An 18,084-nucleotide genomic window follows, 5' to 3' on the forward strand; every position below is an offset into this window, starting at 1 on the left:
AGGCGCAGAGGCGCAAAGAGATGCAGCAAAACATTGCGCCTTTGCGTCAAACAAACCACCTTTTTGCCAAGGTGTTGTCCCTAGACCTTGGGCTCGTCCGCTTGCTTCGGCTCAACTTCGGTCGCTTCACCTTCGATGATCTGCTCACCAGCCGTCTCAATGCTGATCTGGGCATTCGCCGCAACGACGCCCTCTTCAGTGACGAGAATGCCGGCAATCTCGATCTCGTCTTCGCCCCCGGCCATCCGTGAGGCCAGCAGACCTTCGGTCGTCTCGAGCACGGTGTAGGCAACCTCGTTGCCTGTCTCAAGCTGCGCAGCAATATCGGCGGTGATCGCCTCGGTGATCAACTGTGCCCCAGCCTCGGCTAGCATCTGCTCGATCTCGGCGACCCAGCGATGCTCGATCACCGCAATGATCGCCGACGTGCCAGGCTGGAGGGCCTCGCCCATCTCGCGCAACCGCCGATCCGAAAAGCCCGTGTCGCGTAGTTTGGTCGCCAGGCCACCGAGCAATGCACCGATAGCCGTGGGCAAGAGGATTGGCCCAGCCATAACACCAACCACCGCCCCTACGACGCCGCCACCAAGCATGCCACGCTTGCCGCTAATATCGGTGGCCTCTTTAATATGGAGCTTGCCCTTGCTGTCGCGCCGCAAGACCGCCGCTCGCTGAATGCCAATCAGTTTCTCGCGTCGCGCTTGCTTCAGCATCTTCAACGTATCGCCAGCCGCACGCTCATCCTGAAAAGCCGCAACAATGAATTCAATTGGTGTATCGCTCATCTACATCCTCCATTTAAACATATCTTACCTATTATATGGTACCACAATCAAACCAGGGCCGGGATCGTCCCCAAGGATAGGCGTCTGCGGCTCCCACATCTCGTGCTGCTGCCAAGCGACCAGCGTCACTGGTCGCTTGGCAGCAGTACCTCAAGCCATTCGCTGCAATAAACGCTGGGCGGCTTGCTCGCCACTGACCAGCGCCCCTTCAATGAAAGGCCCCCCCAGGTAGTCACCCGCAAAGACGATCTGTCCCTGCTCGATGGTACCATTGGCAAATGCATTGAGTCGCCGGAAGTGGCCGACATTGAATTCTGGGAGCGCTTCGGGGCACCGGTAGAGACGTTGCACCTCGAGCCCGGGGGTCGGATCGTACATTGGCAAGAGCCGCCGTAGATCGGCGAGCATCAAACGTGCCAGGGTGTCATCATCTTGCTGCCGCAGGGCTGTGGTGGCCGGCCCGCTCAAGTGCAGGCAGAGCGCTGCACGGCCTGCGGGTGCTGTGGTCGAATCTTTGACTGTTTGCAGCGTCGCCGAGGCAAGGAATGGTGTTTCTCGGCGGGGAAAGAGCAGGCCGTAGGTCGCCTGAGGCAAAGGTGTCCGCGTCCCAAGCGCAAGGTTGGCGGTCTGCGAATAGACAATCGCCTCGAAAAAACACCGCCGCTCGTGATCAAGCCAGGGCAAGAGATGCGGCACCACCGTTGCTGTGGTTGCGATCACAATCCCATCAGCCTGAAGCGTCGCTCCCCCATCCTCATCCTGAACATGGAGTGTGTAGCCGCCATCTGCATGGGGTGTAATGGTACGCACTTCGACACCAAGGCGTACCTGAAGATTACCGGCAAGTGCGCGTGCCAGCCCCCCCAGACCACCACGCAGCGTAAAGAGTTGCAAGCCGGTCGGTCGACTGAACCCGGCCTTGAGCACCAGCAGCAGGAGTGCCCGCGAGGTACGCTCGGGTGTCCAGTAGAAAATCCCTGCAATCGGTGGTTGCAACACATATTCGAGCAACTCACGCGAGAAGTGATCCAGTGCATAGCGACTGACATCCTGGTCATCAATCGGATAGGCTTTGTGGAACGCATAGAGATCGAGCAGCTTGCGATGACGCACCAGAGAAGCGAGGAGGTACGTCAACGGCAGTTTCTGCTGTGACCTGATCAGATGGGTGAAGGCCAGGCGCAGATTAGGCCAGAGCGGATAGAGTTGCCCGTCACGCAAAATCGCCGAACTACGCGGAATACGCTGCAGAGCCTGGCGCAAGCCAAGCTCACCAAGCAACGCCAGGGTACGCGTATAAAAACTGGCGAGAAACTCGGCCCCAAGCTCAAAGGCGTAGCCATCAACCAGGGCGGTGCGCGCACGCCCACCAACCTCCCGCTCACGTTCGAGCAGCGTTACTGTAAAACCAGCCGCTTGTAAATAGCGCGCTGCCGCCAGGCCCGCGAGGCCTCCTCCGATAACCAGAATGTGTCGTTGTTGCTTCAAGATCGTGAGCTAAGCAAAAGAATAGGAAGAAGATTCGTGATCCACATATAGCGCATTATTTTGAGGCTCAAGGTGATCGTTTCATCACTGGTTGAACGCAGCAAAAGTACGATCACAAAGAGCGTAGGCAGCAGGGCACAGGGCACCAGAGCGAGCGCATAGGCCCACGAAGCCAGGCCAAGCGGCCATGGAAGCAAAGCCACCAGACAAAAGAGCAACGCGAGAAGTTGAAAGATGCGGATCGCACCCGGCACACCGGCATACGTCGCCACCGTCGTCAAGCCAGCGGCCCGGTCGCCCTCGTGGTCAGCCGTTGTCTTCAAGACTTCATGGCTCACATCAAAGAGGAACATCAACCCTGCCACAACCCAGACCGCCAGGGTAATGCCTCCACCGGCAAGGGCACCGAAAAGCGGAATCAGCGCAATTAAGACGCCCATGCACACATTGCCGAGCAGCACGGTTCCCTTGAGCACAAAAGAATAGAAGGTTGCCAGGGCAAGGGTCGTCGCAACCAGGGCCATGGGGAGCCATCCGAGCACGAGGGCCAGGCCGAGGGCCAGGCTCGCCAGCACAAGGGCAAAGATCCGGGCATCGGCCTGGCTCAAGCGACCAGCGACAAGCGGGCGATGGGGTTTGGCAAGACGATCAACTTCGACATCAACCATATCATTGATGACAAAGCCAAAGGCCACCACCAGGCCTACAATCACCGCCGATACCCAGGCCGCGCCCGACCAGAGCGCCACAATGCCACCAGACAGATAGGCCCCAACCAGTGTATACATCCCTGCATAGAGGCTATTGGTAAACCGGGTAACTTCAAAGAGCCCGATCAATTGTTGCCGTACCCCACTTGCAACCACACCAGTTCCTTACTTTGCAACTCGGCACTCGCGCCTAAACGCACCTCGTACCAACATCTCTTTTGATGCAGTATACACGAACTTCACCCGCCCGCACCTTAATAAGGAACCTCAAGCCCAAAACATGCCCCGGGCGCTTCCGTTCCCTCAAGCCACGCCCGACCACCATGCGCCTCGGCAATCTCACGCACCAGCGCAAGCCCCAGGCCAGCACTGCCATCAGTAGCCGGATCATCACCACGGATACCCCGCTGCCAGATACGCTCACGCAACACCTCTGGGACACCGGGGCCGGTATCCTTCACCAGTACCTGCGCACCAGTCGCCCCTGGCAAGCTTTGCACGCTCACCGCACCGCCTGGTGGCGTCACCCGGATGGCATTATCAACCAGGTTCAGCAGCGCTTGCTTGAGCCGATCACGATCACCAGCAATGTTCAGTGACGCAGGAGAAGGCACCGCCGTCAGCGTCACGCCGGCACGCCGCGCTCGCCCCATCAGCATGGTTACAACCTCCGTCGCGAGTTCACCAAGATCAACCGGGGTACGCGCCAGTAAACGAAGACGACCATCATCAGGAGGACGGAGCAAGTCATCAACAAGGCGACCCAGGCGCGCCGTTTCGCTCTCAAGCAACGCAAGGTTCTGGCGTTGAGCGTCGGGAAGCGCTTCGGCCAGATTCTCGATCGTCGTCGCCATCACCGTGAGGGGTGTGCGCAACTCGTGGGAAAGACTGCGATAAAAATGCGCCCGCATCTGCTCAAGCTCTTGAATACGGGCATGATACGCCTGCACCCCCGCCTCAAGGCGATCGAGACTCTGGGTAAGCGCCACCAGTTCGTCACGGCTACGCGAGGCATCAGGTGGGCCAACTGGAGCTCCATAGCTTGCGGCGAGTGCCTCGGCGCGCCCGGTCAGACGGGCAATCGGGCGCACCAAGCCACGTGCAACCATCACACTAACCAGACTCATCACCAGCGCTGCGACAAGGGTAGCCTGCACCACCAGACGGCTCAAGGCCGCGAGTAAGCGCGTCTCAGCCGTCGTCTCACGCGAAAGCTCAACCACCCCGATTGGCCCCTCAGCCCCGTTGATCGGACTGGCCGCATAGTGACGGCCTTGAACCTGCGAAGCGGGGAGCGGGAAAGGCGGAGCAATCAAGGAAAGTACCGGGCGACTCGGAAATGGCCCCAACGCCGCATCGCCATACAGGAGCACCCCGGTCGCCGAAAAGAGACGAGCCTGGGTATCAACGGGCAGCAAATCAGCCCCGGGACGGGGCGAGGCAAGCGCTTGCAGTTGGGCGGGTGTCGCGGCAAGTTCACCAAGCAGCGCCGCATAGATCGCCGTCTGTGCTTGCAACTGTTGCACCCGCTGCGTTTCGAGATACCGCCCAGTCAACGCGAGCAAGCCCCCGCCAACAAGCAAAAGCCCGACCAGCGTCACAAAAAGATAGGTTAGCACCAGACGAAACGTGAGGGGCATAAGCTCCTACAGATGAACATACCTTGAGACCTGTATCGTACCACAACAACCTCGATTCAACAGATTCTTAACATATGCTTGAAGTGAGTTTCATCTTCTCTTAACATCAATCGCTATAGTAATTGGGGTCAGATTTTTCGAATGAAAGGACAGATACCCGATGCGTATGCTTGTGAGTCTTCGTATCCTTGCAATGGTGATGCTCGCCACAATCATCCTGGCGGCATGTGGTGCTCAGCCCGCAGCACCAGCCGCAGCACCAGCGACAGATGTTCCGGCTGCAGCACCAGCGACAGAGGTTCCAGCGGCAGCAGCCCCCGAAGCTTGCCCGCGCCCAGCCGAGATGGATGAACGTTTTTGTGACGCCGATGGCGATCTTGTGGCCGATGCGCCGACTGATCCTGCCCTGTGGGTCAACCCAGATACCCTGATCTTTGCGTATACCCCGGTCGAAGATCCAGCGGTCTACCGCGATGTCTGGTCTGATTTCCTTGCGCACATGGAAGCAGTTACAGGCAAGAAGGTTGAGTTCTTCCCGGTCGAGTCGAATGCCGCCCAGCTTGAAGCAATGCGCGCCGGTCGCCTGCATGTTGCCGGCTTTAACACTGGCAGCAACCCCTTTGCCGTCAACTTTTCCGGCTTTGTGCCGTTTGCGATGATGGCCGCCGAAGATGGCTCCTTTGGGTATGAAATGGAAATTATCGTGCCTGCCGGGAGTGATGTTCAAGCCATCGAAGATCTGCGTGGTCGCCAGATCGCCTTCACTGCACCAACGTCGAACTCGGGCTTCAAGGCACCGTCGGCCCTGCTCGACGCCCAGTTTGGCATGGTTGAAGGAACTGATTTCGAGGCAACCTTCTCGGGTGGTCACGACAACTCGATCCTGGGTGTTGCCAACGAAGACTATGAGGCTGCGGCGATTGCCAACTCGGTCATGACCCGTATGATCGAGCGTGGTGCTTTGACAGCAGACCAGATCCGCACGATCTACACCTCAGACACCTTCCCCACCACCGGCTATGGCCATGTCTACAACCTTGACCCGGCCCTGGCCGAGAAGGTGCGCGAGGCTTTCTTTAGCTTCGAGTGGGCTGGTTCATCGCTTGAAGAAGAATTTAGCAAGTCGGGCGAAGCTCAGTTCATTCCAATTACCTACAAAGAGTACTGGGCCGTGATTCGCGAAATTGACGCCGCGCTTGGGGTTGTCTATACGCAACCGTAGAGACCGTAAGATAGAGTGCGTCACTTGTTATCTTCGCCCGATGCGCCCGTTTCACGGGCGCATCGGGCGAAGATATAGTGATGCTTGAGCCAAGAGAAGAGAGGCCCGACTGCATGTTACGTCTCGAACAGATTGTAAAAAAATATCCCACGGGCGACCATGCCCTCAGAGGAGTCGATCTTGAGGTGCCTGAGCATCAAGTTATGGCGCTGATTGGCCCTTCCGGGGCAGGCAAGAGTACCTTGATCCGGTGTATCAATCGCCTGGTCGAGCCAACCTCGGGGCGTATCTGGCTGAAAGATCTGGAAATGGTCAGCCTCAATGCACGCGAATTACGCCGTGCCCGACGCCGGATCGGGATGATCTTTCAGGAGTATGCCCTCGTCGAACGCCTGACGGTGATGGAAAATGTGCTTTCGGGGCGTCTGGGGTATGTCGGTTTCTGGCAAAGCTGGTTTCGCCGGTTTCCTCAGACCGATATTGATCATGCGTTTATGTTGCTTGACCGGGTCGGCCTCGCCGAGTTTGCTGATAAACGAGCCGACGCACTCTCGGGTGGGCAGCGCCAGCGCGTCGGTATTGCCCGTGCGCTCATCCAACAACCCGATCTTCTGCTGGTTGACGAACCTACCGCCAGCCTTGACCCCAAAACTTCCCGTCAAATTATGCGCCTCATCACCGAGCTTGCCCGCGAGCGCAACCTGGCGGTGATCATCAATATCCACGATGTGCCCCTTGCCCAGATGTTTGCCCAACGCATTGTTGGCTTGCGCCAGGGCACTCTCGTGTATGACGGAACGCCCGAAGGCCTGACTGCTGACCGCCTGACTGATATTTATGGCGAAGAGAACTGGGAAGGTCAGTTCAAGGCCGAAGAAGATCTTTCAACCGAAGAGCAAGCTCAGATCGCCGATGCCAGGCGGTTTGATCCGGTGGTGTAGCTATGAGCATCAAGGCACCTTCAACCCGAGGCTGGCGCCCACCGCCACTCATTAGTGATCCACGCCTGCGCTGGTTGATCATCATTGGTGTGGTCGTCTATCTCTACTTTGCGCTTAGTTCGGTCAATATCAATGTTGAGCGCCTTATCCGTGGCCTTGATCGGGGCAGCCGCATGTTCGCCGGCTTTCTGCAACCCGATTTCACAACCCGTTGGCGCGATATTCAGGCCGGCCTCATCGAGAGTCTGACCATGACGGTTGTCTCCACCGTTATCGGGATCATTATTTCGATTCCGATTGGCTTTGGCGCAGCCCGCAATATGGCGCCTATGCCGATCTATCTCTTCTGCCGGGGCTTGATCACGATCTCGCGCACCTTTCAAGAGGTGATTATCGCGATCGTCTTTGTCGTCATGTTTGGCTTTGGGCCACTGGCCGGTGTGTTGACCCTGAGCTTCGCGACGATTGGCTTTCTGGCGAAACTGCTCGCCGAAGATATCGAAGAGATTGACGCGGCCCAGGTCGAAGCGACCCGCACAACCGGTGCTTCATGGCTCCAGACGGTTACCTATGGTGTCTTGCCACAGGTCTCACCTCGCCTCGTTGGCCTCAGCATCTATCGCTTTGATATCAACCTGCGCGAGTCGGCGATCGTCGGCGTCGTCGGCGCCGGAGGCATTGGCGCAACATTGCAAACAGCGTTTACACGGTATGATTTTGATATTGCCAGTGCTATTTTAATTATCATTATTGTACTCGTTATGATCACCGAACTGATCTCAAGTTATATCCGGCGGAGGCTCCAATAATGCCAGTCTCTCTCGAACAGGATCGACGGGTCTGGCAACGGTACGACCGGGCCACCGTGCTCAAGCGATGGGCCTGGTGGATTGTCGCGACGATTGTCGTCCTCGGCTGCTGGCAAATCATTTCGGGGGCAACACGGTGGGAGTTTGTCGCTGATGCGCCCCAACAGCTTGCGCAACTTGTCGTTCGTGCGTTTCCACCCCGCTGGGACTACATGAGCGAGTTGTGGAAGCCGTTGTGGGATACCGTCAACATTGCGACCCTGGGCACCCTCGTGGGGCTCATCATCGCCTTTCCCGTGGCCTTTCTCGCAGCGCGCAATACGACGCCGCATCCGGTGATCCGCATCATTGCCCTGCTGATCATTGTCGTGTCACGCTCGGTCAATTCACTGATCTGGGCGCTCATGCTCGTGGCGCTGATTGGCCCGGGGTTACTCGCAGGCATTATCGCGATTGGCCTGCGCTCGATCGGTTTTCTTGGCAAACTCTTCTATGAAGCGATTGAAGAGACAAGCATCGAGCCAATTGAGGCGATTGCATCCACCGGCGCCAGTCGCTTCCAGGTACTGACCTACGCCTATCTCCCACAGGTACTGCCAGCCTTTACCGGTGTGACCGTCTTTCGCTGGGATATCAATATCCGCGAGTCAACCGTGCTCGGCCTTGTCGGCGCAGGTGGCCTGGGCATTGCCTTGAATTCCTCGATCAATTCGCTGCAATGGGATCGGGCAGGTATGATCTTTGTGGTCATCTTTGTGATGGTGCTGATCAGCGAGTGGATCTCAGCACGTGTGCGCAAGGCGATTATTTAAACGGGATACCAAAACCAACCAGCGAAGCTGGTTGGTTTTGGTTGTCTCCGTAACCGCAGCTAGCGGAAGAGCGCGGCGTATTCGCCGTAGCCCTCTTCCTCCAGTTTCGAGGCAGGAATGAAGCGGAGCGAGGCCGAATTCATGCAATAGCGCATGCCTGTCGGCGCAGGCCCATCATCGAAGACATGGCCCAGATGCGAGTCGCCGTTGCGTGAACGAACCTCGGTGCGTGTCATCCAGAGTTTGCGATCAGTACGGGTGATGACATGGTCAGGTTCGAGTGGTTTGGTAAAACTCGGCCACCCGGTTCCCGAGTCAAACTTGTCGAGCGAGCTAAAGAGCGGCTCGCCCGAGACGACATCCACGTAAATCCCCGGTTCTTTGTTATCCCAGTACTCATTGTGAAAGGCTGGCTCGGTACCTTCGTGCTGGGTCACTTTATACTGCGTTGGGGTCAAGCGCTCGCGCAATTCGCTCTCTGCCGGCTTGGTGTATGTTTTCATGCAAAATGCTCCTTTTGAATAGTCTTTACCTATCTATTGTACCTCAAAATGTACATGGCTGCCGCCCCGTACATTTTGAGGTACAATAGCGAAGATACAAGCAAAAAAGTAATCCCTTACGGCAACCCTATGCAAACAGGTTCTTCATTACGCTCCTTGTTGCTCACGACGGCGCTCGGTCTTGCGGGCGGGGCCGTCGGGGCAACCTGGTATGTGACCAACCGCGTCAGTCCCGAACCGCGCCGCTCGTTTATGGATAGCTATACGTTTACCCCATGGGAACTGGGCATCCCTTTTGAGACCGTCAGTTTTGTCGCCCGCGATGGATTACGCCTGCGTGGCTGGTGGCTGGTTCACGAGGCACCTCGCGGTGTGGTGATCGGGTGCCACGGGCACGGTGGCACCAAAGATGATCTGCTCGGCATTGGCTCGCAGCTCTGGCAGGCCGGGTATAGTGTGCTGGTTTTTGATTTTCGCGGGCGCGGTGACTCAGATCCTTGGCCGCAGACATTGGTGAGCCGCGAGGTTGACGATCTGCATGCCGCCGTTGCGTTTGCTGCCGAGCGTGCGCCAGCGTTGCCCATTGGTGTCGTCGGGTTCTCGATGGGTGCCGCGGTCGCACTGCTCGCCGCGGCGAGTGAGCCACGCATTGCGGCAGTTGTCGCCGATAGTGCCTTTACCTCAGGCAGCGATGTGGTCGCGCACGGCATTCGTGCAACCCTGCGCATTCCTGCCGCTATGCTGGTGATTGCCGCCGACGAGCTTGTCCATCGCCGCCACGGGTATCGCTTTAGCCATGTGCGCCCGCTCGATGCGATCAGCCAGCTTGCCCCTCGCCCGGTGATGATCATCCACGGCCAGGACGATAGCCTCGTGCCAGTTGCCCACGCCCACCGCCTCTATGCGGCGGCCAGTGAACCACGTACCCTCTGGGTTGTGCCAGGGGTCGAACACTGCGGCGGCTATTTTCTTGACCGGCCTGAGTATTGTCACCGTGTCCGTAGCTTCTTCGCTCAATATCTGGGTAGTCTCAGTTGAAATTCGATCTTTTGACGCTCTTCCCGGCAATGTTTACCGGGCCATTGACCGAAAGCATCCTCAAACGGGCGCAGCAGGCCGAACACATTACGGTGCAGATGCACAATATTCGTGACTGGGCCACCGACCGCCATCGCACCGCCGACGATGCCCCCTATGGAGGCGGCGCGGGTATGGTGATGAAAGCCGAACCGCTGGCCGCCGCGATTCGCGCCGTGCGTGGCGATGAAGCGCCACCGGTGATTCTGCTCAGCCCTGATGGCGAACCTTTTACCCAGGCGCTCGCCCACGAGTTGGCGACCTACCCGCGCCTGCTGCTCGTCTGTGGGCACTATGAGGGCGTCGACGAACGGGTACGCGAGCACCTGATCACCCGCGAAATCAGCATTGGCGATTATGTCCTGACGGGCGGCGAACTGGCCGCGATGGTCATCGTTGATGCCGTTGCCCGCCTGGTACCGGGCGTCATTGATGCCGCGTCGATCACCGAAGAGAGTCACAGCGACTCTCTGCTCGAATACCCACACTACACTCGCCCTGCCGTCTGGGACGGGCACGCCGTGCCGCCGGTCTTGCTGTCGGGGCACCACGGCGAAGTCGCTCGCTGGCGTCGCCAGGAACGCCTGCGTCGTACCTGGCTGCGTCGGCCCGATTTGCTTGAACGTGCCAATGCGGCTGGCTTGCTCACCGACACCGACCGCGCCTTTCTCGCATCATTGCAAGCGCCGGATTGAACAGTTGCGGAAACATTGTTATGCCATATCACCTTGAAGTTGTCGTCGCCGCCGGTTTAGAAAGCCTTGCCCGTGAAGAGATCCAGCGCCTTGGGCGGGGCACACGTCTCGCACCAGGTCAAACTCCGGGTGTTCTGACCGTCCACTACGATGGCTCCTTGCAACGGCTCTTTACGTTGCGCCTGGCAACCTCGGTCTACCTGGTCAAACACTTCGCCATTCCCCGCCCGCGCGCCCTGCTTGGCGATCAGCATCTGCGCACCGCCCTGGGGCTTGCCGAAACAGCGCTGAACCTCCATCCTCGCGGCAGCTTTCAAACGCTCTATCTCAGTGCCGCCGGTGCAGAATCTTCCGTCCTGACACGGCTCAAAGATGAACTGAGCACGAGCCTCGGGCTACAACTCGGGCAAGAGGATGGCGATCTGCTCGTGCGCTTGCGGCGCGGCACAGGCGGGCATGGCTGGGATCTGCTCGTACGCCTGACGCCACGGCCATTGGCAACCCGAGCGTGGCGCGTCTGCAATCGCGAGGGGGCGTTGAATGGCCCGGTCGCCCATGCGATGGCCCTGCTGACCCACCCAGAACCCGATGACCTCTATCTCAACCTGGGATGCGGCTCCGGGACACTGCTGATCGAACGGCTGCAACTCGGTCGAACCCAACGCGCCATTGGCTGCGATACAAACAGTGAAGCCCTGGCATGCACCCGCACCAACCTTGAGGCGGCCAAGCTAATGGATCGCTGCGAAATCACGCCCTGGGACGCCCGGAAGTTACCGTTGCCGGATGGCAGTGTTAATGTCATCACCGCCGATCTGCCCTTTGGTCATCTGGTCGGCAGCCACAACGAAAACCTTGAGCTCTACCCGGCACTCTTGCAAGAAGCCGCTCGGGTTGCCCGCCCCCACGCCCGCTGCGCCCTGCTCTCGCACGAAGTACGCCTGATGGAACACCTGCTCGCAACGATGACCACCTGGCGCCTCATCGAGAACCTGCGGGTAGATCTCGGTGGGCTCTACCCACGGATCTTTCTGCTACGCCGCACCAACCAGAGCGTCTGAGACGTGCAAAGCCGCTGCTTGACGCACAAAAAAGCCAGCTACGCTGACTTTTTTGTGTGTCAAGCAGCGGCTTATAACGCGGCTTCGCCACCCTTCGCCTCGATGAGGGCAGTCTGGTTACGTTCCACAACCCCGCGCAACGACAACAGCAACGCATTGAGCCGTTCCATCTCACGACGCTCGATCTCGGTGATGCGCGCAATATGCGTCTGATCAGTCACCTCCATCTTGGACACTGTTGCCGTCAGACGTTGCTCGATCTCGCGAATATAGCTATCAATCCGTTCTAGCCAATTGGTCAACTGACGCAAATGCTGCTCATCGGCCTCTTGCAAATCACCAATCTTCTCATCAGCCTGCTGCCGCACATCCTCCAACCGCTCCTGATTCATCAAAAAGCGCTCGGTCGAAATACGCTCGATGCGCTTAATTTCGGCATTGATATCAGGAAACTTGCTAGCAATTTCGGTAATCTGTCCGGGAAGGGTTTCAGCAAAGAGATTGACATGCTGGCGGATCTCATCAATGCGTTCAATGCGCGAGGCATGCTCTTGCAACACGGGGAAGACATCGGCCACCAGTTGTTGCGCTTCAACCGCCTGACGGCGCAGGCTCTGCTTCTCAATTTGCAACTCGTCATTGACGCGGCGAACTTCTTGCACCGTCGCGGTGTCAGCCTCACGCAGGCGGTCGAGTTGAAGCAAAATCTGGCGCTGGCGATCATCAAATTCCTTCAGCTGCGCCTGAAGCGACGGGATCTGCTGCTCGACATGCTCAACCCGCCCGAGCCATGAGGCAATATAATCACGATCAGTCTTGCGGGCTTCAGCAATCTGCTGGATCTGCGTCTGAAGATCGCGAATCGGGCGCACCCCTTCGTCAATCTTGACCAGCGCCCCGGCGACCTCTTTGCGCAAATTCGTCACATCGCGACGAACGGTCTCGGTTGCCTGGGCAACCTCATTCGTATGGCGCTCAAAAAGGGTCTGAACCTGGGTCACCATACCCTCAGTCTTCCGCACCTGCTCAACTACCAGATTATATTTGTTCGTCTGCTCTTTGATCAAGCGACGGAGTTCATCGATCTGGCCCTGGAGATAAACAACCTGCGATTGCGCATGCGAACGCAACCGCTCTTCTTCATATTTGACCGTCAAATCAGGATTGGTCATACAAACACCCTTCGCTATCGTAACGCCGCAAGAGCCTGCGGCAAATCAATGTTGCCATCATAAAGCGCTTTACCCACGATGGCCCCTTCGACCCCCAGCAAGGCAAGGCGCTGCAAATGGGCAATCTCGGCGATGCCCCCGCTCGCAATCAAGGCAGGCCCATTGGGATCGAGCAGTGCCGCCATCGCTTCAAAATTCGGCTCGGTCAGGGTACCATCACGGCTAATATCGGTATAGATAATGCGTTGCACCCCGAGGTCAGCCATACGACGTACCAGATCAGTCGCCCAGACGTCCGCCGTTGCGAGCCAACCGGCGGTTGCCACCTTGCCATTGCGGGCATCCACGCCAACAATGACCCGTTCAGCAAACCGTTCAAGCAGGCGGGAAACAAGTGCAACATCTTCAACCGCCGCCGTCCCAAGAATGATTCGCTCAACCCCAAGGTTCAGCACGGTCTCAATATCGTGGTCGCGGCGCAACCCGCCCCCCAGTTGCACCGGGATCGTCACGGCCCGGACAATCGCACGCACGGCCTCAAGATTGGTCGGTTGACCATAGCGCGCTCCATCAAGGTCAACGACATGCAAACGGGACGCCCCCTGGGCCTCCCACTGGCGTGCCATTGCTGCCGGATCATCGCTATAGACGGTCGTCTGGGCAAAATCACCCTGAAAGAGCCGCACACAGCGCCCATCTTTCAGATCAATCGCAGGTATGATTTCCATTAGCTGTTTGAGGTAGTGGCAGGAGGCTCGGCCCGTCCAGAGTCAGGCCCCCCACCAGATATTCCATGCCTATGGGCAGCAAAGTTGACAAAATTACGCAGCAACTGGAGCCCATAGCGTCCAGATTTTTCAGGATGAAACTGCACCGCAACCAGATTGTTGCGGATAAGCACCGACGGAAAACCCAGGCCATAATCGGTCTGACCGGCGACCACTGCAGGATCATCGACTGCGCAATAGTACGAATGGACAAAATAGAAATCAGTGCCATCGGGAATCCCCACAAACAGGGGATGAGCGGCGAAAGCCGGGCGATAGTGAACCTGATTCCAGCCGATCTGCGGGATCTTGCCCGCCTCGTCAGGTAACCGTTGCACGGCACCTCCAACAACCCCGAGGCAGGCGTGATCACCAAATTCAGTGCTTGTCGCAAGCAAAACCTGCATCCCAACACAGATCCCCAGGAAGGGGCAACCACTTGCCACCAGGTCGGGCAACACTGTGGCCATCCCCATCTGTTGCAGGCTCTGCATGGTATCCGCCGTTGCACCGACACCGGGCAACACCACGGCATCTGCTTGTGACAGATCCTCGGGGCGCTCGGTCACAAAGAGATCCGCCCCAACCGCCTGCAAGGCCCGCACTGCATTGGGCAGATTGCCTGCCCCATAATTAATCACGGCAATTTTCATACGCTAGCCTAACAGCGGGTGACGTGCCCGCAAGGTCGTGATAATCTGCTCGATCTCCTCCATCGGTTCCGGCGAAGACATCGCTCCAATCGGATCAGGCCCTGGTGACAGGCCGAGCAATTGACGGAGTGAAGCAACGACACAGGCACTCAAGGCTTCCAGATTATAACCACCCTCGAGCACCATCACCATCCGACCATCACACAACTCATCAGCCAGATCAAGCATTTGTCGATTCAAGGCCGCAAAACCATCAACCGAGAGCATCATCGGCCCGAGTGGATCAGACCAGTGCCCATCGTACCCAGCCGAAACCATGATCAACTCGGGCTGAAAACGCTGCAACGCAGGGGTAATGACCTCGCGGAAGACCGTGGCATACCCACGATCGCCTGTCCCAAAGGGCAACGGCACATTGAGTGTTTGACCTAGTGCATCAACGCGATCACCCATTTCGGCCAGGCTACCGGTTCCAGGGTAAAAAGGGGCCGCATGGGTCGAACAGAAGAGCACATGCGGATCGTCGTAGAAGATATCCTGGGTACCATTGCCATGATGTACATCATAATCAACAATGGCAACCCGTTGTACCCCGAGTTGACGCTGCGCATAGCGTGCCGCAACTGCAATATTATTGATCAGGCAAAAGCCCATCGCCTGCCCAGGGGTCGCGTGATGCCCTGGTGGGCGCACCAGCGCAAAAGCATGGCGCACACTTGAACCAGCCACCGCCTCGACCGCCCCAACCGCTGCCCCGGCAGCAAGGCACGCAACGTCCCACGAGTCCGCAGTCACATAGGTATCTGAGTCAAACTGCCCCCCACCATAGCTTGCCATCTGGCGCACCAACCGCAACAGACGCGGCGTATGCACCGCTTCGAGCCACGCCTCAGCGGCAGGTTGAGGGAAACGATGTTGCAACTGTTGATGCAAACCCGACCGCGTGATCGCCTGCCGAATCGCTACAAGACGTGATGCTATCTCTACATGACCATGCCATGTATGGGCATCAAAAGACGGATCAGTGAGAATGACACTACTGCTCATCGGCACTCCCTATCACCAGTGTAGCGATATCTGTCATATTCGTATTGTACCGCACATCAGCCCAGACCGACACATGCTCACTTGCACCCCTAAGACGATTGCCTCTTCCCTTTATGCACCCCGTCAGGCCGGCGGAAGATCCCCATGCGCCCATACCGTCAGCGTAAATGGTCTGTCAACGAAGTTTTCTTCTACCAACGGGGGCTTCGACAGGCTCAGCCTTCGTCCGTTCGCAACGCCCATCGTCCGCCGTTGGCTGAGCTTGTCGAAGCCAAGCCCGAGAGCAGAAACCTTAGGTTACAGACTAGTAAATTGACGTTACACACTACGTATCTAAAGCTCAAAACAATAGACCCCGAACGGGGCCAGTTCAAGCTGGCGGATGCTCGCTGCTTCGGTATGCGGGGCACCAAATGGTGCAAGCCCAAGCCGATCCACGAGTTTGCCCCGCTTCCAACGCCCTGGCAGTTCAATGGTCGCTGTGATCGGTATCGCTCCTGTGTGCATCACCCCTAACAACCGCCGTCCCGCATATTCACGGATCACAAGCATCACCTGCGATCGATCACAGCGCACGTCGCGAAACAAAGCACGACCATACCGTAACGCTGGCTCGGCCTGCCAGAGTTTCAGCAAAGCCCGCACAAACGCCTCGTCGTGGCGCTCCTGGCCCATCCAGAGTGAGGGAATAAAGCCGCAGATGACCATGCCTGCTAGCATCATCCGACTCAAGCGCGAGCCACGCAAACCATCGGCCAGCGGGTTGATCAGGGCTGTGTCGTGACTCTCGGTAAAACCGATCCGGGCCGCACCCCATGGACGTGTCTGGAACAGATCATCCAGATAGACCCCAAGCTCGGCTGCTTCCAGGCGTTGCAGCGCGGTATGCACAAACATATGATGCGCTGCATAATCATAGACGCCATCACACACGGCGCTCGAAGCCGCTCCCGCGTGCGTCGAGAAGAGGGTGAACGCCCAACCCCGTTCGGCAAACGTGCGACGGACATCGCTCAACCAGGTGAGCGGAATCAGCGCGTGATCGCTGGCATGCCCTGGCATCGAACGTTTCCAGTTGGCAAACGGACTGTATGGCCCCAGGGCACGAAACCCATCAAGCTGAAAGGTCTCGGCCAGGTGACAAACATGATCGAGCAACAACGCTTGCAGTTCGCTGTTGTGCCAATCAAGATAATAGCCGCCAGGATACGCCACAGCCCCGGGGTGTCGACTCACCGCCGGTACCTCCTCAGGCTCAGACCATGCGAGGCGGCCCATTTCGTCACGCACAAACCAGTCGGGATGCTCATGAACATACCGTGACAAAGGGGTACACCCCTGCAAGGGGAGGTCAAGGATGACCTTCACCGCTCGTTCATGCGCCCGTGCCACCAGGTAGCGCAGATCGGCATCGGTTCCCTGAGCAGGCGCAAGCGTCGCAAGATCGGAAAAGGCATCAGCTTGACTATCGTCAGTGTGGATCGGGCGCAAAACGAGCGTCCCGATCCCCAGGTCAGCAAGCCGATCCATTTCATGGGCCAGGACTGCTAAGCCGCCATGCAATACTGCACTGGTCGTATAGATCGCCGTTCGCTCAAACCGATCAACCTGCGGTCCATACATATCAGGGCGAGTCACCTGGGCAAAACGCTCACGCGCTTTCGGCCACGCTTCATCAAGCAAGAGGAGATACTGCGCGCCAACCTCAAGTCGTTCGTTCGCTTCAAGCGCACCCACAACGCCAACCTCGTGAGCAAACGAGACGGCATCCACCCAACCCGGTGTTCCTTCGACAAAGGGCACTGCGGCATCGGTCATGCTGTCGTACCAACAGAGCAAGGTCTGATCTGGAAGGCCCCCATGCATTGCGAGCAGGCCAATGCCCTGCGTTGGCGCAGGCTCAAACGCTCCCCCACCACGCAGGCCCGGCGCAAAAACTCGTCGCGGCAAGACATCCCGTCGCTGGGTACTCGCGAGATCGAGCGGTACCCGTGGGCGCACACTATTGCCAGGTGCCTCGACGCGACACTGCTGCGGGTTGCCCACCCGTACGTTCGGCAACCAGAATCGCAAGCCATAGATCCGTACTGCATCCAGGCCAACATTCTCGATCTGCACCGAACGCTTCACCAGATCACCACGCAAGGTGTAATACTCTCGCACCTTCAGTGGCCCCAACCCGATCGCGATCATCATCTCTAACACATCATCACGCTCAGCCAGCGTGTGCCAGAGAAACCGCGGAAAGGAACGCGCCGCTGTCCATCCTGTTACATGGCCAAGCGCAAGATCCAGGCCCGTTTGAAGCGGCCCATGCCCCAGTACATTCAAACCACCAGGACGTGCCAGCACAACCAGAGCGCCATTCTCACGCGACCAGCCAAGCTCAAGGAAGGCGGTGCGCAAACGCACTTCACTACCTGTCTCGATCAGATCGCCTTGCACAATGCTATGCCCTGGTTCTAGATCTTCCGCTCGAACAAAGCGAGCGGGCGATCAGCAAAAGAGTGTTCATCCGGTTTAGGTGCTCAAGCATGATGAACTCAGGTTTTATTATAGCATCCCGACCCTATATATATATGGCGAAGCCGACCTGCGCCGGTTGGCTCATGCCATAAAGGTGGCCTATCGCAAACTACGAGCCAAGCCGTTTAGCGCACCTACGCTAAAGCGGATAGGAGAAGTTGCGGTAGGGAGGGTCT

Annotated in this window: 17 protein-coding genes; 7 read left to right on the forward strand and 10 right to left on the reverse strand. The window is 57.9% G+C overall.

What is annotated here, in order from left to right; translation table 11 throughout:
* Positions 1-80: 80 nt before the first annotated feature.
* The 4 genes from EYB53_RS11375 to EYB53_RS11390 all read right to left on the reverse strand — a co-directional run bounded on the left by EYB53_RS11375 (position 81) and on the right by EYB53_RS11390 (position 4,623).
* The gene (locus EYB53_RS11375; RefSeq protein WP_135478310.1) at positions 81-785 is read right to left on the reverse strand and encodes a DUF1269 domain-containing protein; all 705 of its coding nucleotides are present in this window, start codon (positions 783-785) and stop codon (positions 81-83) included.
* A gap of 150 nt (positions 786-935) precedes the next feature.
* Complete coding sequence (locus tag EYB53_RS11380; protein WP_167857358.1) at positions 936-2,273, reverse strand: protoporphyrinogen/coproporphyrinogen oxidase; 1,338 nt, start codon at positions 2,271-2,273, stop codon at positions 936-938.
* A complete protein-coding gene (locus EYB53_RS11385; RefSeq protein ID WP_135478312.1) occupies positions 2,270-3,139 on the reverse strand; it encodes a UbiA family prenyltransferase in 870 nt (289 codons plus the stop codon). Before EYB53_RS11385 ends, EYB53_RS11380 begins: the two co-directional genes overlap by 4 nt.
* A 98-nt stretch (positions 3,140-3,237) precedes the next feature.
* Positions 3,238-4,623 carry a sensor histidine kinase gene (locus EYB53_RS11390; protein ID WP_135478313.1) on the reverse strand — a complete coding sequence of 462 codons (1,386 nt, stop codon included), beginning with the start codon at positions 4,621-4,623 and terminating at the stop codon, positions 3,238-3,240.
* A 160-nt stretch (positions 4,624-4,783) separates the two neighbouring features.
* Here EYB53_RS11390 and phnD point away from each other — a divergent pair, with 160 nt between their 5' ends.
* The 4 genes from phnD to phnE (EYB53_RS11410) all read left to right on the forward strand — a co-directional run bounded on the left by phnD (position 4,784) and on the right by phnE (EYB53_RS11410) (position 8,407).
* Positions 4,784-5,845, forward strand: coding sequence for a phosphate/phosphite/phosphonate ABC transporter substrate-binding protein (gene phnD, locus EYB53_RS11395; protein WP_205712637.1), 1,062 nt, complete (start codon positions 4,784-4,786; stop codon positions 5,843-5,845).
* Positions 5,846-5,958: 113 nt separating this feature from the next.
* Positions 5,959-6,786: a phosphonate ABC transporter ATP-binding protein gene (phnC, locus tag EYB53_RS11400; RefSeq protein WP_135478314.1), complete on the forward strand. Its 828-nt coding sequence runs from the start codon at positions 5,959-5,961 to the stop codon at positions 6,784-6,786.
* 2 nt (positions 6,787-6,788) lie between these two features.
* On the forward strand, positions 6,789-7,595 hold the full coding sequence (gene phnE, locus EYB53_RS11405) for a phosphonate ABC transporter, permease protein PhnE (protein WP_135478315.1): 807 nt from the start codon (positions 6,789-6,791) through the stop codon (positions 7,593-7,595).
* Complete coding sequence (gene phnE, locus EYB53_RS11410) at positions 7,595-8,407, forward strand: phosphonate ABC transporter, permease protein PhnE (protein WP_135478316.1); 813 nt, start codon at positions 7,595-7,597, stop codon at positions 8,405-8,407. Before phnE (EYB53_RS11405) ends, phnE (EYB53_RS11410) begins: the two co-directional genes overlap by 1 nt.
* 59 nt (positions 8,408-8,466) lie before the next feature.
* Here phnE (EYB53_RS11410) and msrB read toward each other — a convergent pair whose 3' ends face one another.
* Complete coding sequence (gene msrB / locus EYB53_RS11415; RefSeq protein WP_135478317.1) at positions 8,467-8,910, reverse strand: peptide-methionine (R)-S-oxide reductase MsrB; 444 nt, start codon at positions 8,908-8,910, stop codon at positions 8,467-8,469.
* Positions 8,911-9,039: 129 nt separating this feature from the next.
* Here msrB and EYB53_RS11420 point away from each other — a divergent pair, with 129 nt between their 5' ends.
* The 3 genes from EYB53_RS11420 to EYB53_RS11430 are packed head-to-tail and all read left to right on the forward strand — an operon-like array spanning position 9,040 to position 11,743.
* Complete coding sequence (locus EYB53_RS11420; protein ID WP_135478318.1) at positions 9,040-9,948, forward strand: alpha/beta hydrolase; 909 nt, start codon at positions 9,040-9,042, stop codon at positions 9,946-9,948.
* A complete protein-coding gene (gene trmD, locus EYB53_RS11425) occupies positions 9,945-10,682 on the forward strand; it encodes a tRNA (guanosine(37)-N1)-methyltransferase TrmD (RefSeq protein WP_135478319.1) in 738 nt (245 codons plus the stop codon). The genes EYB53_RS11420 and trmD overlap by 4 nt, the downstream gene beginning before the upstream one ends.
* Positions 10,683-10,702: 20 nt before the next feature.
* Positions 10,703-11,743, forward strand: a complete 1,041-nt coding sequence (locus tag EYB53_RS11430) for a methyltransferase domain-containing protein (protein ID WP_135478320.1) — start codon at positions 10,703-10,705, stop codon at positions 11,741-11,743.
* 71 nt (positions 11,744-11,814) lie between these two features.
* On the opposite strand, the gene EYB53_RS11435 is transcribed toward EYB53_RS11430, so the two are convergent.
* The 5 genes from EYB53_RS11435 to EYB53_RS26375 all read right to left on the reverse strand — a co-directional run bounded on the left by EYB53_RS11435 (position 11,815) and on the right by EYB53_RS26375 (position 17,827).
* Positions 11,815-12,915, reverse strand: a complete 1,101-nt coding sequence (locus EYB53_RS11435) for a coiled-coil domain-containing protein (protein WP_135478321.1) — start codon at positions 12,913-12,915, stop codon at positions 11,815-11,817.
* A gap of 14 nt (positions 12,916-12,929) precedes the next feature.
* A complete protein-coding gene (gene hisA / locus EYB53_RS11440) occupies positions 12,930-13,643 on the reverse strand; it encodes a 1-(5-phosphoribosyl)-5-[(5-phosphoribosylamino)methylideneamino]imidazole-4-carboxamide isomerase (protein WP_135478322.1) in 714 nt (237 codons plus the stop codon).
* Positions 13,643-14,335 carry an imidazole glycerol phosphate synthase subunit HisH gene (gene hisH, locus EYB53_RS11445; protein ID WP_135478323.1) on the reverse strand — a complete coding sequence of 231 codons (693 nt, stop codon included), beginning with the start codon at positions 14,333-14,335 and terminating at the stop codon, positions 13,643-13,645. Before hisH ends, hisA begins: the two co-directional genes overlap by 1 nt.
* Before the next feature lie 3 nt (positions 14,336-14,338).
* Positions 14,339-15,382: a histone deacetylase family protein gene (locus EYB53_RS11450; protein WP_135478324.1), complete on the reverse strand. Its 1,044-nt coding sequence runs from the start codon at positions 15,380-15,382 to the stop codon at positions 14,339-14,341.
* 333 nt (positions 15,383-15,715) lie between these two features.
* Entirely contained in the window at positions 15,716-17,827 is a 2,112-nt protein-coding gene (locus tag EYB53_RS26375; RefSeq protein WP_135478325.1) for an alpha-amylase family glycosyl hydrolase, read from the reverse strand.
* Between the last annotated feature and the right edge of the window lie 257 nt (positions 17,828-18,084).

The sequence above is a fragment of the Candidatus Chloroploca mongolica genome, from assembly GCF_004762035.2.
Classification (GTDB): Bacteria; Chloroflexota; Chloroflexia; order Chloroflexales; family Chloroflexaceae; genus Chloroploca; species Chloroploca mongolica.

Excerpts from the sequence above, each read along its gene's own strand:
- EYB53_RS11375 (WP_135478310.1), bottom strand. The coding sequence starts at position 785 with ATGAGCGATACACCAATTGAATTCATTGTTGCGGCTTTTCAGGATGAG.
- EYB53_RS11390 (WP_135478313.1), bottom strand. The coding sequence starts at position 4,623 with ATGCCCCTCACGTTTCGTCTGGTGCTAACCTATCTTTTTGTGACGCTG.
- phnD (WP_205712637.1), top strand. The coding sequence starts at position 4,784 with ATGCGTATGCTTGTGAGTCTTCGTATCCTTGCAATGGTGATGCTCGCC.
- phnC (WP_135478314.1), top strand. The coding sequence starts at position 5,959 with ATGTTACGTCTCGAACAGATTGTAAAAAAATATCCCACGGGCGACCAT.
- phnE (WP_135478315.1), top strand. The coding sequence starts at position 6,789 with ATGAGCATCAAGGCACCTTCAACCCGAGGCTGGCGCCCACCGCCACTC.
- phnE (WP_135478316.1), top strand. The coding sequence starts at position 7,595 with ATGCCAGTCTCTCTCGAACAGGATCGACGGGTCTGGCAACGGTACGAC.
- msrB (WP_135478317.1), bottom strand. The coding sequence starts at position 8,910 with ATGAAAACATACACCAAGCCGGCAGAGAGCGAATTGCGCGAGCGCTTG.
- EYB53_RS11420 (WP_135478318.1), top strand. The coding sequence starts at position 9,040 with ATGCAAACAGGTTCTTCATTACGCTCCTTGTTGCTCACGACGGCGCTC.
- EYB53_RS11430 (WP_135478320.1), top strand. The coding sequence starts at position 10,703 with ATGCCATATCACCTTGAAGTTGTCGTCGCCGCCGGTTTAGAAAGCCTT.
- EYB53_RS11435 (WP_135478321.1), bottom strand. The coding sequence starts at position 12,915 with ATGACCAATCCTGATTTGACGGTCAAATATGAAGAAGAGCGGTTGCGT.
- hisA (WP_135478322.1), bottom strand. The coding sequence starts at position 13,643 with ATGGAAATCATACCTGCGATTGATCTGAAAGATGGGCGCTGTGTGCGG.
- hisH (WP_135478323.1), bottom strand. The coding sequence starts at position 14,335 with ATGAAAATTGCCGTGATTAATTATGGGGCAGGCAATCTGCCCAATGCA.
- EYB53_RS11450 (WP_135478324.1), bottom strand. The coding sequence starts at position 15,382 with ATGAGCAGTAGTGTCATTCTCACTGATCCGTCTTTTGATGCCCATACA.